The 16109-nt window shown below is 39.3% G+C and carries 12 protein-coding genes, 4 tRNA genes and 1 pseudogene; 16 read left to right on the top strand and 1 reads right to left on the bottom strand.

Features of this window, described 5'->3' with window-relative positions:
- Positions 1-451: 451 nt before the first annotated feature.
- The 14 genes and pseudogenes from TY16_RS03110 (at position 452) to rlmH (ending at position 12371) form a co-directional block, all read left to right on the top strand.
- Positions 452-1747, top strand: a complete 1296-nt coding sequence (locus tag TY16_RS03110; RefSeq protein WP_043930279.1) for an adenylosuccinate synthase — start codon at positions 452-454, stop codon at positions 1745-1747.
- A 211-nt stretch (positions 1748-1958) separates the two neighbouring features.
- Positions 1959-2034, top strand: a tRNA-Lys gene (locus tag TY16_RS03105).
- Between the two features lie 13 nt (positions 2035-2047).
- Positions 2048-2119, top strand: a tRNA-Glu gene (locus tag TY16_RS03100).
- Positions 2120-2127: 8 nt separating this feature from the next.
- Positions 2128-2204: transfer RNA gene (locus tag TY16_RS03095), tRNA-Asp, on the top strand.
- A 191-nt stretch (positions 2205-2395) separates the two neighbouring features.
- A tRNA-Phe gene (locus TY16_RS03090) sits at positions 2396-2468 on the top strand.
- Positions 2469-2889: 421 nt separating this feature from the next.
- Positions 2890-4341: a M23 family metallopeptidase gene (locus TY16_RS03085; protein WP_043930278.1), complete on the top strand. Its 1452-nt coding sequence runs from the start codon at positions 2890-2892 to the stop codon at positions 4339-4341.
- 172 nt (positions 4342-4513) lie between these two features.
- Positions 4514-5221, top strand: a complete 708-nt coding sequence (gene yycF, locus TY16_RS03080) for a response regulator YycF (RefSeq protein WP_043930277.1) — start codon at positions 4514-4516, stop codon at positions 5219-5221.
- A gap of 8 nt (positions 5222-5229) precedes the next feature.
- The gene (walK, locus tag TY16_RS03075) at positions 5230-7053 is read left to right on the top strand and encodes a cell wall metabolism sensor histidine kinase WalK (RefSeq protein WP_043930276.1); all 1824 of its coding nucleotides are present in this window, start codon (positions 5230-5232) and stop codon (positions 7051-7053) included.
- Positions 7050-8357, top strand: a complete 1308-nt coding sequence (locus tag TY16_RS03070) for a YycH family regulatory protein (protein WP_043930274.1) — start codon at positions 7050-7052, stop codon at positions 8355-8357. The genes walK and TY16_RS03070 overlap by 4 nt, the downstream gene beginning before the upstream one ends.
- Positions 8344-9144, top strand: coding sequence for a two-component system regulatory protein YycI (locus TY16_RS03065; protein WP_043930273.1), 801 nt, complete (start codon positions 8344-8346; stop codon positions 9142-9144). The genes TY16_RS03070 and TY16_RS03065 overlap by 14 nt, the downstream gene beginning before the upstream one ends.
- A gap of 6 nt (positions 9145-9150) precedes the next feature.
- Positions 9151-9945 carry an MBL fold metallo-hydrolase gene (locus TY16_RS03060; RefSeq protein ID WP_043930272.1) on the top strand — a complete coding sequence of 265 codons (795 nt, stop codon included), beginning with the start codon at positions 9151-9153 and terminating at the stop codon, positions 9943-9945.
- Between the two features lie 189 nt (positions 9946-10134).
- Entirely contained in the window at positions 10135-11355 is a 1221-nt protein-coding gene (locus TY16_RS03055) for a S1C family serine protease (protein WP_043930270.1), read from the top strand.
- Between the two features lie 306 nt (positions 11356-11661).
- Positions 11662-11790: pseudogene (locus TY16_RS25530) on the top strand (CxxH/CxxC protein); the annotation flags it as partial.
- A 101-nt stretch (positions 11791-11891) separates the two neighbouring features.
- Entirely contained in the window at positions 11892-12371 is a 480-nt protein-coding gene (rlmH, locus tag TY16_RS03050; protein ID WP_043930269.1) for a 23S rRNA (pseudouridine(1915)-N(3))-methyltransferase RlmH, read from the top strand.
- Positions 12372-12492: 121 nt separating this feature from the next.
- Here rlmH and TY16_RS03045 read toward each other — a convergent pair whose 3' ends face one another.
- Positions 12493-13683: a coenzyme F420-0:L-glutamate ligase gene (locus TY16_RS03045; RefSeq protein ID WP_043930268.1), complete on the bottom strand. Its 1191-nt coding sequence runs from the start codon at positions 13681-13683 to the stop codon at positions 12493-12495.
- Positions 13684-13819: 136 nt separating this feature from the next.
- Between TY16_RS03045 and TY16_RS03040 the strand changes: the two genes are divergently transcribed.
- Positions 13820-14704: a LysR family transcriptional regulator gene (locus tag TY16_RS03040; protein WP_043930266.1), complete on the top strand. Its 885-nt coding sequence runs from the start codon at positions 13820-13822 to the stop codon at positions 14702-14704.
- Between the two features lie 244 nt (positions 14705-14948).
- Entirely contained in the window at positions 14949-15938 is a 990-nt protein-coding gene (locus TY16_RS03035) for a LacI family DNA-binding transcriptional regulator (protein WP_043930264.1), read from the top strand.
- Positions 15939-16109 lie beyond the last annotated feature (171 nt).

The following is a 16109-nucleotide window of genomic DNA, read 5'->3' as shown; positions in this document are numbered from 1 at the left end:
TCCGTCGGCAACTGATCCTAAAGGTCCGATTCGTTCAACTAACCATCAGCAAAAATCGCTGATGGAAGTTTCACTTTATCTCAGTCGAAGCCCCTCCATTTTGTACGGCGATGGCCACTAAGGGATGCTCCTGAGAATAATCATCGCAGGGACAGGCGGTTTTTGCCTGTCACGAAGGCGCTTGCGCTTTTGTTCTATACCAAAAAGGCTTATAATCATCGGTGCCCAGCATTTAGCTGCAAGTCACCTTGTATTCCATTAATGGTTGAGCATTTTAATTTATATAGTTAGATTCTATTAAGAATCTATAAGTATATTTTACTATTTTACGAACTAATTAGGATGGGTTTTTAAAAAACGTTCGGATTTTATTGACTTTCATACAGTGAAATTGATAAGATTGGATAGGATTAATGTGAAATTAAAAAAAAGCACATACGGAGGTGCCTGTATGTCATCAGTTGTTGTGGTAGGTACACAATGGGGTGATGAGGGAAAGGGAAAGATTACCGATTTTCTCTCGGAAAATGCTGAAGTTATTGCCCGCTATCAAGGTGGAAATAACGCTGGCCATACAATTAAGTTCAATGGAGTTACTTATAAGCTGCATTTGATTCCATCTGGTATTTTTTATAGTGAAAAGATATGTGTAATAGGCAATGGAATGGTAGTTGATCCAAAGGCACTCGTGAAAGAGCTTGCCTATTTGCATGGTGAAGGGGTCTCCACTGATAATCTGCGCATAAGCAACCGTGCACATGTGATCCTTCCATATCATTTGAAACTGGATGAGGTTGAGGAAGAAAGCAAAGGCGCCAATAAAATCGGGACCACAAAGAAGGGAATTGGCCCGGCTTATATGGATAAGGCAGCCAGAATAGGCATCAGGATTGCTGATTTGCTGGACCGTGAAGCTTTTGAAGAAAAGCTGACCAGGAACCTACAAGAGAAAAATCGCCTCTTTGAAAAGATATACGAAACTGCTGGCTTTACCGTAGAAGAAATTTTTGAAGAATATTATGATTACGGCCAGCAGATTAAAAAATATGTATGCGACACGTCCGTTGTCCTCAACGATGCACTCGATGATGGGCGACGTGTTCTTTTCGAGGGAGCACAAGGGGTTATGCTTGATATCGATCAGGGAACCTATCCATTTGTAACTTCTTCAAATCCAGTAGCTGGCGGCGTGACGATTGGTTCAGGAGTTGGACCGACAAAAATTACGAACGTGGTCGGAGTTTCTAAAGCCTATACGACTCGTGTAGGAGATGGCCCGTTCCCGACAGAACTGAATAATGAAATAGGCGACCGTATTAGGGAAGTGGGACGTGAGTATGGTACCACAACGGGAAGACCGCGCAGGGTTGGCTGGTTTGACAGTGTCGTTGTACGCCATGCGAGACGTGTAAGTGGGATTACCGACCTTTCCCTTAACTCAATTGACGTACTGACCGGCTTGAAGACCGTAAAAATTTGCTCTGCTTACCGGTACAAGGGAGAAATCATTGAAGAGTTTCCAGCGAGCCTGAAGGTTCTTGCGGAGTGCGAGCCGGTATACGAAGAATTTCCGGGCTGGGAAGAGGATATTACAGGCTGTAAAACGCTTGGTGAACTGCCTGAGAATGCCCGACATTATTTAGAGCGTCTCTCACAGCTTACCGGTATACCGTTATCCATTTTTTCCGTGGGACCTGACCGTTCACAAACGAATGTTGTCAGAAGTCCTTGGAGAACAAGCATTTAGGCTAATTGGTGGCACCTTTCCCAATAAGGGAATGGTGCCACACGTTTAATGTTTAAGTAAGGGAGAAAAGGGAAATGAAAGAAGGTTTAATGGATTAATGATATTCAGAATAAAATATAGTAAAAACTACTTGCAACATATTTAGTGCTTATGCTATTATAAAAAACGTCGCAACTGGCAAATTGTTGTTCAGTTGGAAGAATAGTAATGAGAGCCATTAGCTCAGTTGGTAGAGCATCTGACTTTTAATCAGAGGGTCGAAGGTTCGAGTCCTTCATGGCTCACCATTTTCTGATGATTGGCCCCTTGGTCAAGCGGTTAAGACACCGCCCTTTCACGGCGGTAACACGGGTTCGAATCCCGTAGGGGTCATGTTTTGTGGTCTGGTAGTTCAGTTGGTTAGAATGCCTGCCTGTCACGCAGGAGGTCGCGGGTTCGAGTCCCGTCCAGACCGCCATTTTTTCGAAATGGTATACATAATATGTTTTGGTGGTTTTAAATAGGCTCGGTAGCTCAGTCGGTAGAGCACGTTGAGTAAGCTTCGCTGAATAATCATCAGCGTACCAATCGAGCTGCTACTTGAACTATCTTCCTCAGATTGGGACGAAGGACAAGCAGTTAAAAAGGATTAGGTAACATAATTACTTAGGCTCGGTAGCTCAGTCGGTAGAGCAAAGGACTGAAAATCCTTGTGTCGGCGGTTCGATTCCGTCCCGCGCCATATAATGTGAAACACGGAATAAAGGGAGCAGAATTTCTGCTCCCTTTATTTTTATGGAATTTTTCACAATTGTAATGAATTTGTAATATAGAACCACTTATTTCCCAACATTGTTTCTAAATAATGTCGAAAAGTCTTTTTAACTATGAAAATAGTCGAAACTTCCAAAAAACGCGATATAATAGGCTTTTATGCCTATGATTTTTATCCTGAAGCTTTTAATCACCCATAAAATCAGCTAAAATCCCTCACCTAATTCCCTGAAAATGTAAGCTATTATACAATTATATTACATTATTTTTACTTTTATTCTTTAAAAATATTTTTATGGTAAAGTATAGAAGTGTGAAAAAACAAAAATTTCCCAATGAAGATAATTAGAATCATAGTTGTGTTCTCGTCGTTTAGGGAGGAAAAGGGAATGGCCGTTATGTCTAAAAAACGCTTTACGCTTACAAGCAAAAAAATGAAATTGCCTAAAATACTTATCGCTTTACTAGCCGCATCAGCATTTGCTTTTTCTACAAATCAAGTTGTTGAAGCAAAGTCCGAACTAACGACAGTATACTATGTATATTTGGATGATACATATATTGGAACAGTTACAGATAAAGAAATAGTTGAAGACATCGTGGATAAAGAAATTAAGCAAATGGAACAGGCTAATAAAAACCTTACCTATACAATTAGCTCGGAGATTACTTATATTCCAGAACAAGTTTTTAGATCTACTGCAAATAACCAGCAGGCGGCCAAAAAGCTTTCCGAAGAGCTTGAGGTAGAGGTAGAGTCCGCTGCCATCGTAATCAATGGAAATCCTGTTGTTCATCTCAAAAGCAAGCTAGAGGCCGAAGAGGTCATAAAACAATTGAAACTCCAGTATGTGACACCTAAACAATTAAAGGAACTTGAAGATAGGAAAAGCAAACCTTCAATTGCTCTTCCCGCATTAAAAGAAAATCAGACTCGAATTGTTGATATTCGCCTTACTGAGAATGTAACCATCGAAGAGACGACGACTGTGCCCAAGAACATTCTAAGCCCTAAACAAGCGTTGAAGTTTTTGCAGAAGGGAACACTGGAAGAAAAAAAATATACAGTTAGAGATGGGGATGTACTTGGGTCAATAGCAGAAGGAGCAAACCTCACCACTGCTCAATTAATGGCTCTTAACCCAGGAATGAAAGAAACGTCACTGATTAAAGCCGGCCAGAAACTTTCTATTACAGTTCCAAAACCATATCTTGAAGTTGTTGTTGAAAAAGAAGTATTTAAAAAAGAAACTATTTCTTTTAAAACTAAAATTGTTAATGATGCATCGATGTTCAAGGGTGAAAAGAAGGTAAAACAAAAAGGGAAAAATGGCACGCGGAGTGTCCTATACACCGTTTCTGAACAAAATGGAAAAGTGACAAAGAAAACTGTAGCAAAAGAAACCATAACAACTAAACCTGCCGAACACATTATTGTAAGGGGAACGAAGGTTGTCCCATCCCGCGGGGAAGGTTCATTTGTATGGCCAGCTTCAGGGGGGTATGTATCAAGCCAGGTAGGCTATCGATGGGGAAAGATGCATAAGGGTATTGATATTGCCCGTCCTTCTAACTACACAATAAAGGCCGCGGACAATGGTACTGTTGTTCAAGCGGGCTGGGATGGGGCATATGGCAATAAGATCGTAATTGATCATAACAATGGATTCCGTACTGTCTATGCTCATCTTTCATCAATTGATGTAAACGTTGGGCAGACTGTAGCAAGAGGCGCGAAAATTGGAAATATGGGTTCTACAGGTGACTCCACAGGTATCCATCTGCATTTTGAAGTTTATAAGAATGGCAGCTTGCAAAATCCAATGAATTATTTGAAATGATTAAAGTTTGGAAAGCCCCCGGCACAAGTCGGGGGCTTTTTGGAATAGCACCCTGATAATCCCCTTGTCGCCAATTCCTTCTAATAGGTGATTTATAGAGTGCAAAATGGTAAAGTAAAGTAGTATACGTGTGTATTGGAGATAGAGATACAGGTAAGAGAGGAGTTTTGGGATGGATAAGAAAATTTTGGTTGTAGATGACGAAAAACCAATTGCTGATATACTTCAATTTAATTTAAAAAAAGAGGGCTATACCGTTTATTGTGCGTATGATGGAAACGAAGCCATCGAAATGGTGGAAGAATTCCAGCCTGACCTAATCCTTCTTGACATTATGCTTCCACTTCGTGATGGGATGGAGGTTTGCAGGGAAGTCAGGAAAAAACACGAAATGCCAATTATTATGCTAACAGCAAAAGATTCGGAAATTGATAAAGTCCTCGGACTTGAACTTGGAGCGGATGATTACGTCACAAAGCCGTTCAGTACTCGAGAATTAATTGCCAGAGTTAAGGCGAATTTGAGGCGCCACCAACTTCCTATAGGACAGGCAGCTGAAGGAGCTACAAACGAAATCGAAATTGGATCTTTAACTATTCACCCTGATGCGTATGTCGTTTCTAAACGGGGGGAAACTATCGAATTGACACACCGTGAGTTTGAACTTCTCCATTATCTTGCCAAGCATATTGGACAAGTCATGACTAGGGAACATCTTCTGCAAACTGTTTGGGGATATGATTATTATGGTGATGTCCGAACAGTGGATGTGACTGTAAGGAGGCTTAGGGAGAAGATCGAGGATAACCCTAGCCACCCTGCCTGGATTGTGACGAGAAGAGGAGTAGGCTATTACTTGCGAAATCCAGATCAGGAGTAAACATCTTCATGAGAAGAGTCGGTTTTTTTAAATCAATAACATTAAAACTAGTTTTAATGTATATATTGCTTATTTTAGTAGCAGGCCAAATTATCGGCGTATATTTCGTAAGACAGTTGGAGGAAACACTGACTACCAACTTCCAAACCTCGCTCAAAGGCCAGGTGAATATGCTTGGCTACAATCTTGTCGAGCAAATGGAAAAGGAGCGTTTGCCAGAAGATCCTACTCTGGAGGAAGACGTAAAGAAAATACTTCGTGACTTTGTTGCGGCAGACGATATTACTGAGGCGATGCTAATTGATGCTTCCCTTAAAATTATTGGTACATCTGAGTCAAATGACCAAAATGTTGTTGGACAGCGGACAACAGAATTAAGAATTAAACGCGCGCTGTTACTTGAAGAAGAACAAAGTGAAATTCTCATTGATAGTAATGGCCACAGGATTTGGGTTTTGGCATATCCTGTTAAATCAGATGGAAAGACAATCGCGGCGATTCATATAGAGGCAAATATTGAATCCGTTTTTGAGCAAATGAGTATGATCAATAATATCCTGGCTACAGGTACTGCGATTGCACTCGGTATTACTGCCGTCCTTGGCACATTGCTTGCCCAAACCATTACTCGGCCGATTACTGACATGAAGAAACAGGCTCTTGCTATGGCAAAGGGAAATTTTTCAAGGAAAGTTAAAGTATACGGCTATGATGAAATAGGTACGCTTGCGATGACCTTCAATAACTTAACTAAAAAGCTCCAGGAAGCCCAGGCAACTACGGAGGGGGAAAGAAGAAAACTGTCTTCGGTCCTTTCGTATATGACAGATGGTGTTATCGCAACTGACCGGCGAGGCAGAGTAATCGTAATTAATGAGCCTGCAGCGAAAATGCTTGGTGTTTCACGTGAAACAGTTTTATCTGAGCCTATTGTTTCGCTTTTGGATCTGGATGATATGTATACGTTTGAAGAATTGCTTGAAATAAACGACTCTATTATTCTCGATTACAGCACGAAACACAATCCTTACATCCTGAGAGCCAACCTGTCAGTTATCCAAAAAGAAACTGGCTTTGTAAATGGCTTAATAACAGTGTTGCATGATATTACTGAACAGGAAAAAATTGATGCTGAACGCAGGGAGTTTGTGGCCAATGTGTCCCATGAACTCAGGACTCCGCTAACAACGATGAGGAGTTATCTTGAAGCACTTGCCGACGGAGTCATGAACGATCCTGAAGTTGGTCCACAGTTTATGAATGTTGCTCAAACTGAAACTGAGCGAATGATCCGGCTTGTTAATGACCTTCTCCAGCTTTCAAAAATGGACAGCAGGGACTACCGGCTTTCAAAAGAATGGGTTGATTTCACTAAATTCTTTAACAGGATTATTGACAGATTTGAAATGACAAAGGAAGAAAATGTTCAATTTACTAGAATCCTCCCTAGGAAATCTCTTTTTGTAGAGATTGATGTGGACAAGCTTACGCAAGTTCTTGATAATATCATTTCAAATGCACTGAAATATTCTCCTGAAGGTGGAGAAGTAACCTTTACTGTGGTAGAGGAAGAGGGGAAAATTACGGTAAGTATCAAAGACGAAGGAATCGGAATTCCTAAAGATAATATAGGAAAAGTATTTGATCGTTTTTATCGTGTAGATAAGGCGAGGACTAGGAAGTTGGGAGGCACCGGACTTGGGCTGGCTATCGCCAAGGAAATGATCATGGCGCACGGTGGAACAATTTGGGCATCAAGTGAGGAAGGAAAAGGCACGCAAATTATTTTTACGCTTCCTTATGAGCCCTCTGAAGAGGTTGACTGGTCATGAAGTTTGAAACAATAAAATCTATTTTACTTACGGTACTAGTCTTGCTAAGCTTTGTATTAACCTGGGTCCTTTGGACGTATCAACCCCAATTAGACCCACTCGTGAGCGGAAAATTGGTAGAAGAAGTTGAGATGGGCGATAAAAAGGAAATATCGAGTATAATCAAGCCTGACCGAATCCTATATCACGAAAAGGATCAACATTTTGGAACAACCGAAGTAGATAAAGTGATGAAGGAATTGGCAGACTGGGTATTTTTTGATGTGGAGAATTTTACAGAGCAGTCTGGCGACTTTAAACAGGCTGTTCATGGACCCGGTAAGGTTGAACTGGTATTTCCACATGAAGTTCCTATAGAGCTCTTTAGAAATGTCCTTGAATTTGAAGAAAAAAGAATTCCGTCTTTTCAATTTGACAGAATTGTAATTGATATGACAAGTCTGAAAAGGGATCGTGGCAGAGTCTACTTTGCCAACGTAACAAATCAGCAAATTTATGTCAGTTATATTTCCACTTCTTTTTTGAAGCAATTTAACGAGGAATATGTTAAAAATGCTGATCAATACTCATCGTATTTTGCCTATAATGCCGGAGCGAAGCGAAGAATATTTTTACCTGAACATGAAACTGAAATGATGCAATATAAATATTTGCCGATGAACCTTAACTCCGAAAGTTTTAAAAAGGCACTGTTTGAAGATCCAAATCTTGTCCTGAAGAGTTTTGTGGGGAATGGGGAAGAATTTACAGATGACTCCAGTAAAATGAATATCTATACGAATGACAACTACCTTGTTTTTGTAAATCCATCCGAAGACAATGGATATATTTCCGGGGCTGCCACTTTATTAAAAAGAAGCATTGATTTTATCAATCAGCATAGCGGCTGGACAGACCCTTACCGATTCGCCAGCATGGATGGAAACAGCCAGGAAGTCACCTTTAGAATGTATAGTATGGACGGCTACCCTGTCTTTAATAGTAACGGCCTTTCAGAAATATTCCAGGCTTGGGGCAGAAATGAAATAACAAGATTTAAGAGGCCAACTTTTTCAATGGAGCTTCCATTGGAGTTTACGAAAGTGGTTAGGCCCTCGGGCAGGGATGTCATTGAATACCTGGAAAGCAAGGAAAATTTCAAGCCAGAAATGCTTGAGAATCTTGTTCTTGGCTACAGGATGGAAAGGGACCCCCAATCACAAAGACTTATTATTCTAGAGCCAGCTTGGTTCTACCTTTACAATAATTCATGGGAGGAAATTTCCACGGATGAGTTAGGGGGTATCAAGCGTGGATTGGAGTAGAATTAAAACTATTTTTATCATTACTTTCCTCATACTTGATGTATATCTCTTGTCTCAGTTTTTAATTAAACGAGATACTAGCCAGTATGAGGTAAGAATCGAGGCAACTATAGAGGACCAATTGAAAGCGGATGAAATTGAAATTACATTTGATTTGCCAAAGGCTTCTATTAAGGATCAATATGTAAGTGCACGTCCAAAGAATTTCACGGAAAAAGAGACAAAGAGCCTCAAGAATCAGACTGTGGAAGTTAACCAAAAAACGGTGCTGTTATCAAATCTGGATAAACCATACCAGATTGATACGGATTTTGAGCCTGTTTCATTGGCTGGTTTTATAGCTGAGAATGTTCTTTATGGCAGTGAGTATCAGTTTTGGGAGAAAGACGAGCAGGAAAAGACAATTACGTATTTCCAAACCTATGAGAATAAATTTTTTTACCAGAATATCAATGGAATTCTCGTATTTCATTTAAATGATAAAAACCAAATTGTTTCCTATGAGCAAACACTTTTGGAAGATATAAAGAAATACGATGATTCAAAAGAGGAAGTCTTTAAGCCATTAAAGGCAATTGAAATACTTCATCAGCGCGGAATGCTTGAACCAAAATCAAAAATCACAAGCGCTGAGTTAGGCTATTCCACAATTGTACCGCTTGCGTCTTCACAGGTGTTTGCACCGACATGGAGATTTGAGGTTAATAATAAGGAAAGCTTGTATGTGAATGCCTTTGAAGGGCAAGTAATTGAATTTGACATTGGCGAAAATGAAGTAACGGAGTGAAGTCGAATGACATTGCAGTTTAGTGTCCTTGCAAGTGGAAGTACTGGCAATGCGATATTTGTGGAATCAGGCGACCATTCATTCCTTGTCGACGCAGGCTTGAGCGGAAAGCAAATGGAAGGGCTTTTTCAAAAAATTGGCCGTAACATGGGCGATTTGTCAGGTATTCTTGTTACACACGAGCATAGTGACCATATTAAAGGACTCGGAGTAGCTGCGAGAAAGTATAAGCTGCCAATCTATGCAAATGAAAAAACATGGAAGGCGATGGATGGTCTTATTGGCGAGGTGCCAACGGAGCAAAAGTTTGTTTTTGGTATGGAAACAGTCAAGAGTTTTGGCGGGCTTGATATTGAATCTTTCGGCGTCTCCCACGATGCTGCTGAACCGATGTTTTACGTGTTTCATTCAGAAGGAAAAAAACTAGTCCTGATTACAGATACAGGATATGTAAGTGACAGAATGAAGGGCACGATTTCGAATGCAGATGCGTATGTCTTTGAAAGCAATCATGATGTTCAAATGCTGCGAATGGGAAGATATCCATGGAACGTAAAGAGAAGGATATTAAGTGATGTTGGCCATGTTTCCAATGAGGATGCGGCGATTGCCATGAGTGAAGTTGCTGGGGATAACACAAAACGGATTTATCTCGCACACCTTAGCCTTGATAACAATATTAAGGATCTTGCGAGGATGGCTGTCGCCCAGACACTAGAAACCAGGGGAATCCTCATAGGGGAGCAATTTGACCTCTACGATACAGACCCACGAATACCGACAGCACTAACAGCTGTTTAATATGTTTTAAAAGGGCAAACCTTAATTCTTTTGAATAAGGGTTTGCCCTTTTTTAGCAGGAACAATAAATGATAAATTTGGAAAAAGGCAATTGTCCAGGTTGCTTTTAGTTAGAAAACAGAAGGCTAGCGAGTATAATAATGGTATGAGCCCAAAACGTGGTTGCTGCATTAGAGGAGGAGTTGGAGTATGGGGTATTATGACCAGGATTATCAATCCCGGTACCGGGAACCAGAGAAAAAGAGCAGTAAAAAAGGATATTTCTTTACCAGCCTAATTGGAGCGGTCATTGGTGCATTGATCGTCATCATGACAATACCGATTCTATCCAATGCCGGTGTCCTTCCTTATATAGTAGAACCTACCAACAAAGACCCTCAGGAAGTGGACAATGAAAATGGTAAAAGTATTGCGATTGATGTTGAAACAGACGTAACAAAGGCAGTTGATAAGGCGGCCGATGCTGTTGTAGGAATAAGCAATATCCAAACATCCAGTGGATTCTGGTTCAGTGAGGAGCAGGAAGAATCGGCGGGAACTGGATCAGGTGTTATCTATAAAATATCGGGAAGTAAAGCATATATTGTGACAAACCATCATGTTGTCGAAGGTGCAAATGAGTTGGAAGTGACACTTGCCGATGGGAATAAAATTCCTGGAAAGCTTAAAGGCAGTGATATATGGACTGACCTCGCAGTTCTGGAAGTCGATGCCAAACAGATTAAAACGGTTGCTTCATTTGGTGATTCGGATAACTTGAAGCCTGGTGAGCCTGTCATTGCTATTGGAAACCCATTAGGCCTCACTTTCTCGGGCTCCGTCACGCAAGGAATCATATCTGGGCTAGAGCGCGCCATTCCGGTTGATATCAATCAGGATGGGATTCCGGATTGGCAGGCTGAGGTCCTGCAAACGGATGCTGCAATAAATCCAGGAAATAGCGGCGGTGCATTAATTAATATTGCTGGACAGGTAATTGGCATTAACTCAATGAAAATTGCTGAATCCGCTGTAGAAGGGATTGGGCTATCCATTCCAATTAATTATGCAAAACCAGTCATTGAGGATCTTGAACAATACGGCGAAGTACGCAGGCCATATATGGGAGTAGATTTACGTTCGGTCTCTGATTTGCCTGTCTCATTCCAGCAAGAGGAGTTAAACCTTCCGAAAAAAATTAATTACGGGGTTGCTCTTAGACATGTCGTACCAAACTCTCCAGCAGATAAAGCCGGTTTAAAGGAACTCGACGTTATTGTCTCAATGGATGGGGAAAAGATTGAAGATGTCATCGACCTACGGAAGCACTTATATAATAAAAAGAAGATTGGCGAGAAAATGGAGATATTGTATTATAGGCAAGGGAAAGAGATGAAAACGACTCTTGAACTTGGCGAGGATAATATGTAACCCTAAGAGCGGCGGAGCCTGAGAGGTTCCGCCGTTTTTTTGACGGCTGGGCGCGGAGCATTATATATGGATGGCCTATTAAAGTGATTTCCTTCGAACCCGGTGTGCTTACTTTGCTACAAAGTTTTTATTCTAATAATAAATTATGTGAAGTATTTAAAATGAGGGAAAAGGAATCGTATTAAAGTACTTTGTGGATAACTATCCCGCTTTGGTATGATAAGAATAACTAACCATTGATTGTGGATGATAGGTATATAAATGGAGGTAGGAACATTTATTTATTGTTGTTAAGAGCATGTAGATCTTGCTTTGGATATGGTGGTAAATGAACAGGAAACCTGTCAAATTCTAGATAAGGTGGGTGTGGATAAGTTATCAACAAGCTGCGAATTCTGTCAGAAAACCGCAATATATGTTGTGGCGAACGGATGATCTCATACAAGATGTGGATAAAAAATGTGGACATGTGGATAACTCCTGTTGATAACTTGTTTGTAAACTGTTTGTAATTAAATTGTAAAGGGCTGTGGATTGTGAATATCTCGATAGTAACGGTTGGTAAATTGAAAGAAAAATATCTTAAGCAGGGAATCGAAGAGTATACAAAAAGACTATCTGCTTACGCCAAAATAGACATAATTGAAGTGCCAGATGAAAAAGCTCCTGAGGAAATGAGTGAAGCGGAGATGGAACAGGTCAAAAAAAAAGAGGGGGAACGAATCCTCGCAAAAATAGGGCAGGATGCGCATGTTATTGCATTAGCAATAGAAGGGAAAATGCAATCTTCTGAAGAACTGGCAGCGAGTTTGGACAAGCTGGCCTTACACGGGAAAAGTAAAATTGCCTTTGTAATCGGTGGATCGCTTGGATTAAGTAGTGAGGTCCTTTCACGTGCAAATGAAAAGCTTTCATTTTCAAAAATGACCTTTCCCCACCAACTGATGAGGTTAATCTTAGTTGAGCAGGTTTATAGGGCGTTCAGGATAAATCGGGGAGAACCTTACCATAAGTAAATGGGTTATAATCTTGCAACTACTATAGAAGACAATTAAATAGTCCTACAGTATGAGTATGTTAAATAATGAAAGTAAAAAAGGATGTCTGAATTTAGGAGACATCCTTTTTGTATTGATCTTATTTTGTATAGTTGTCGAAGTAACCTTGAATATAGACCATTGGTGTTCCTTTGTCTCCACTACCCGAAGTCAAATCAGATAATGATCCAATTAGGTCTGTTAGTTTACGAGGTGTGGTACCTTGTGCTTCCATTGCACCAACTAGGTCATCTTTTTTATTCTGGATGTATTCGGAAATAGCTTGTTTTAATTCTTCTCCCTGAAGATGAGAGAAGTTGTTATCTGCCAAGTATTTTAATTTCACTTCGTTTGGAGTTCCATTAAGTCCTTTAGTATAAGCAGGTGATACTACTGGATCTGCAAGCTCCCATATTTTCCCGACTGGGTCTTTAAATGCTCCATCGCCATAAACCATTACTTCAACGGTTTTACCTGTTACTTCTTTGATTTTTGCTTGAATCTCATCCACGATTGGTTGACAGTTGTTTGGAAATAGTTTTACGCTGTCTTCAGTTGCTTTATTTGATCCAAGTAGACCATAAGCTTCATTATAGCCGCTGCCATTAATTGATTCTGAAAGGATATCATCGAGTCCGTATACTTTTTCAGCACCATTGTTTGTTAATATTCGTTTTGTTCTGAAACGTGAGTGTATATCACAAGTTAATACGTTTTTGGTATAGTCTAAAATGGTTTTTGGGTTATTTGAGAAAATAACCTCGCAAGTTACACCTTCAGCCTCAATCAGGGATTTATAGTATTCGATGTAATCAATACCTGTAAATGGATGTTGGACAAAACCAAAATGTTCACGGAACTGAGCTTCAGATAATACATCTGTCCATGGATTTATGCCTTTATTGTCTAATTCGTCGATGTCTACAAGGTGGTTCCCGACTTCATCAGATGGATAGCTTAACATTAAGACTATACTCTTTGCCCCTTTTGCTATTCCTCGCAAGCAGCTTGCAAAACGATTACGACTAAGAATCGGAAAAATGATACCAATCGTTTCATTACCGAATTTTGCTTTAACATCTGTAGCTATATCGTCAATTGTTGCATAGTTTCCTTGTGCACGAGCGACAATGGATTCAGTTATTGTTATAATGTCACGATCCTCAATCGAAAATTCTTCAACTTTTGCTGCATTTATTACTGTATCAACAACAATTTGCTCAATATTATCCCCTTTGTTGATGATGGGGCCGCGAAGCCCACGAACTACTGTTCCAACGGCTCTTGTCAATTTAATCTCTCCTCTAACGGGGTACACTTTTAATAGAATTATTTACTTATTTTAAAACGCTATGTGTTTACTATACCTCACTAAAATGATATAAGTAAAATTAATATTCATTATATCAGATATAAGGAGTACTTATATGATTGGGAAATTGGATTTATATCGTATATTTAACGTCGTTAGCCGAAATAAAAGTTTTTCTAGAGCAGCACAGGAATTATATATGACCCAATCTGCAGTTAGTCAAGCTATTATGAAGCTTGAAAATGAGTTAGAAATACAACTTTTTTATCGAACATCTAAGGGCATAGAGTTAACAAATGAAGGAAAATTATTAAGTGAGCATATTAATTCTGCCATGGGAATGATCAACGTCGCAGAAGAAAAGCTATTTGAATTTAAAACATTAAGGACTGGACAATTGCGTATTGGGGTTGGAGATACCATCTCACGCTATTTTTTACTACCGTATTTGGAAGAATTTCATGTAAGATACCCCGGAATCAAATTAAATATATTAAATGGAACCACAACAGAAATCTGTGATTTTATTAAATCCGGAAAGGCAGATGTGGGAATATGTAATTTGCCAATCTATGACGACCACCTTCAAGTCATCCCATGTAAGGAGATTCAAGATATTTTTGTCTGTGGAGAAAAATTTAAAAGATTAACGAGTAAACCGATTAGTTTAGACTATTTAATGAAAATGCCACTAATTTTTTTAGAAAAGAAATCAAATTCACGAATATTTGTGGAAAATTTCTTTAAAAAGAGGGGCTTTCATATTTCACCTGTGTTTGAACTTGGGTCATATGATTTGGTATTAGAATTCACAAAAATAAATTTAGGTATTTCTTGTGTCATAAAAGAGTTTTCAAGTCATTATTTAGAAAGAGGAGATTTATACGAGATAAGGCTAGAAGAGGAAATTCCAAAAAGGAGTATTGGCATATGTTATTTAAAAAATGTTCCATTGTCACGTGCTGCGAAGAAGTTTGTAGAACGTATAAATAATGTCTGAAGCAATAAAAACTCATTTAGATGTATCACGGGGAACCTTGTCATAAGTAGAAGCATTCTTCCTTATAGGAGACTGTTAAAAGAATTACAAGTATGCTCCTTTTTTCAAAGAAAGACAAAAAGCCCCTCGCGTCATTGACCTTTGGCAGATAATTGTCATTAGAATGGCTATAAATAAAAATTTTTGTATAGGAGAATAATTGTGTAATATAGTTATTAAACTACCGGCCCAGGGGGACGTAAATATGATTACAATTAAGGAAATAGCCGAAAGGGCAAATGTATCACGGACAACTGTTTCAAGGGTCATTAACAATTCCGGATATGTCAGTGAAGATGCAAAGAATAGGGTATTGAAGGTAATTGAGGAGACAGGGTATATACCTAATGAATATGCCAAGTCATTGCGGACCAAAAGGACCAAAGTGATTGGTGTTATCCTCCCAAAAATCAGTACCGAAACATCAAGCCGTCTTGTAAAAGGTCTGGATGAAAACTTGGCAAAAGAAGGCTATCAAATTCTTCTTACCATTACAAATCTTGATCCTAAAAAAGAAATAGAGTACTTAAGGCTTTTAAAGAGCAGGCATGTTGATGGGATTATCCTGTCAGCCACCAATATTAATGAGGTATTAATTGAAGAAATCTACCAGCTGAATATCCCATTTGTAACCGTTGGCCAACATATTCCTGGATTAGCTAATGTACTCTTTGATGATTACCAGGCTTCCAAGGATATGGTGAACTTTTTTGTTGGAAAAGGACATAAAAATATTGCCTTTATTGGTGTTGATGAAAAAGACCGATCGGTAGGGTATCTTCGTAAAAAGGGATATTTGGATTCATTGGAAGAACATAAACTACCTGTTGAGCAAAACTGGGTTCAAAAAGGAAGATTTGATGTTGAATCCGGATATGATTCCATGAAGGCCATTATCGAGAATGCAAAGCAAAAGCCATCTGCTGTGCTTGCTGTAACAGATCGGCTTGCTATTGGTGCCATACAATATATCAAGGAAAAGGAGCTTTCTGTGCCAAACGATATAGCTGTGGCTGGAATGGGAGGATCGGAACTTTCCAGGTATAGTTCGCCTGCTTTAACGACAATTGATTTTTCAATAGAAGATGCAGGACGTGAGGCAGCTGGATTATTGATGAAGCAGATTAGCGGAGAGAATTGCCAAAATGTAATCAAAACAATTAATCATAGACTTTTTAATCGTTCGAGTATATAATATTAGTGTAATCGATTCCATACTTGGTTTATGGCGGTTACACTTTATTTTTAATGTTTGTGGAATCGATTCCACAAACGAATTTTTTAGAGTAAAATGGCTTTATTAGGGTATAAAAGATTGTTGACTGGAATTTTTAAAATTTTTTTACTATTTATGTAATCGATTACA

The sequence above is a fragment of the Bacillus sp. EB01 genome, from assembly GCF_000613125.1.
Classification (GTDB): domain Bacteria; phylum Bacillota; class Bacilli; order Bacillales; family Cytobacillaceae; genus Bacillus_D.
The sequence above is the reverse complement of the archived record's forward strand: the minus strand, read 5'-3'. Positions and strand labels throughout refer to the sequence as shown.

Bases quoted from the DNA above. Each gene is read 5' to 3' on its own strand.
- TY16_RS03110 (WP_043930279.1), top strand. From the start codon at position 452: ATGTCATCAGTTGTTGTGGTAGGTACACAATGGGGTGATGAGGGAAAG.
- TY16_RS03085 (WP_043930278.1), top strand. From the start codon at position 2,890: ATGGCCGTTATGTCTAAAAAACGCTTTACGCTTACAAGCAAAAAAATG.
- yycF (WP_043930277.1), top strand. From the start codon at position 4,514: ATGGATAAGAAAATTTTGGTTGTAGATGACGAAAAACCAATTGCTGAT.
- walK (WP_043930276.1), top strand. From the start codon at position 5,230: ATGAGAAGAGTCGGTTTTTTTAAATCAATAACATTAAAACTAGTTTTA.
- TY16_RS03070 (WP_043930274.1), top strand. From the start codon at position 7,050: ATGAAGTTTGAAACAATAAAATCTATTTTACTTACGGTACTAGTCTTG.
- TY16_RS03060 (WP_043930272.1), top strand. From the start codon at position 9,151: ATGACATTGCAGTTTAGTGTCCTTGCAAGTGGAAGTACTGGCAATGCG.
- TY16_RS03055 (WP_043930270.1), top strand. From the start codon at position 10,135: ATGGGGTATTATGACCAGGATTATCAATCCCGGTACCGGGAACCAGAG.
- TY16_RS03040 (WP_043930266.1), top strand. From the start codon at position 13,820: ATGATTGGGAAATTGGATTTATATCGTATATTTAACGTCGTTAGCCGA.
- TY16_RS03035 (WP_043930264.1), top strand. From the start codon at position 14,949: ATGATTACAATTAAGGAAATAGCCGAAAGGGCAAATGTATCACGGACA.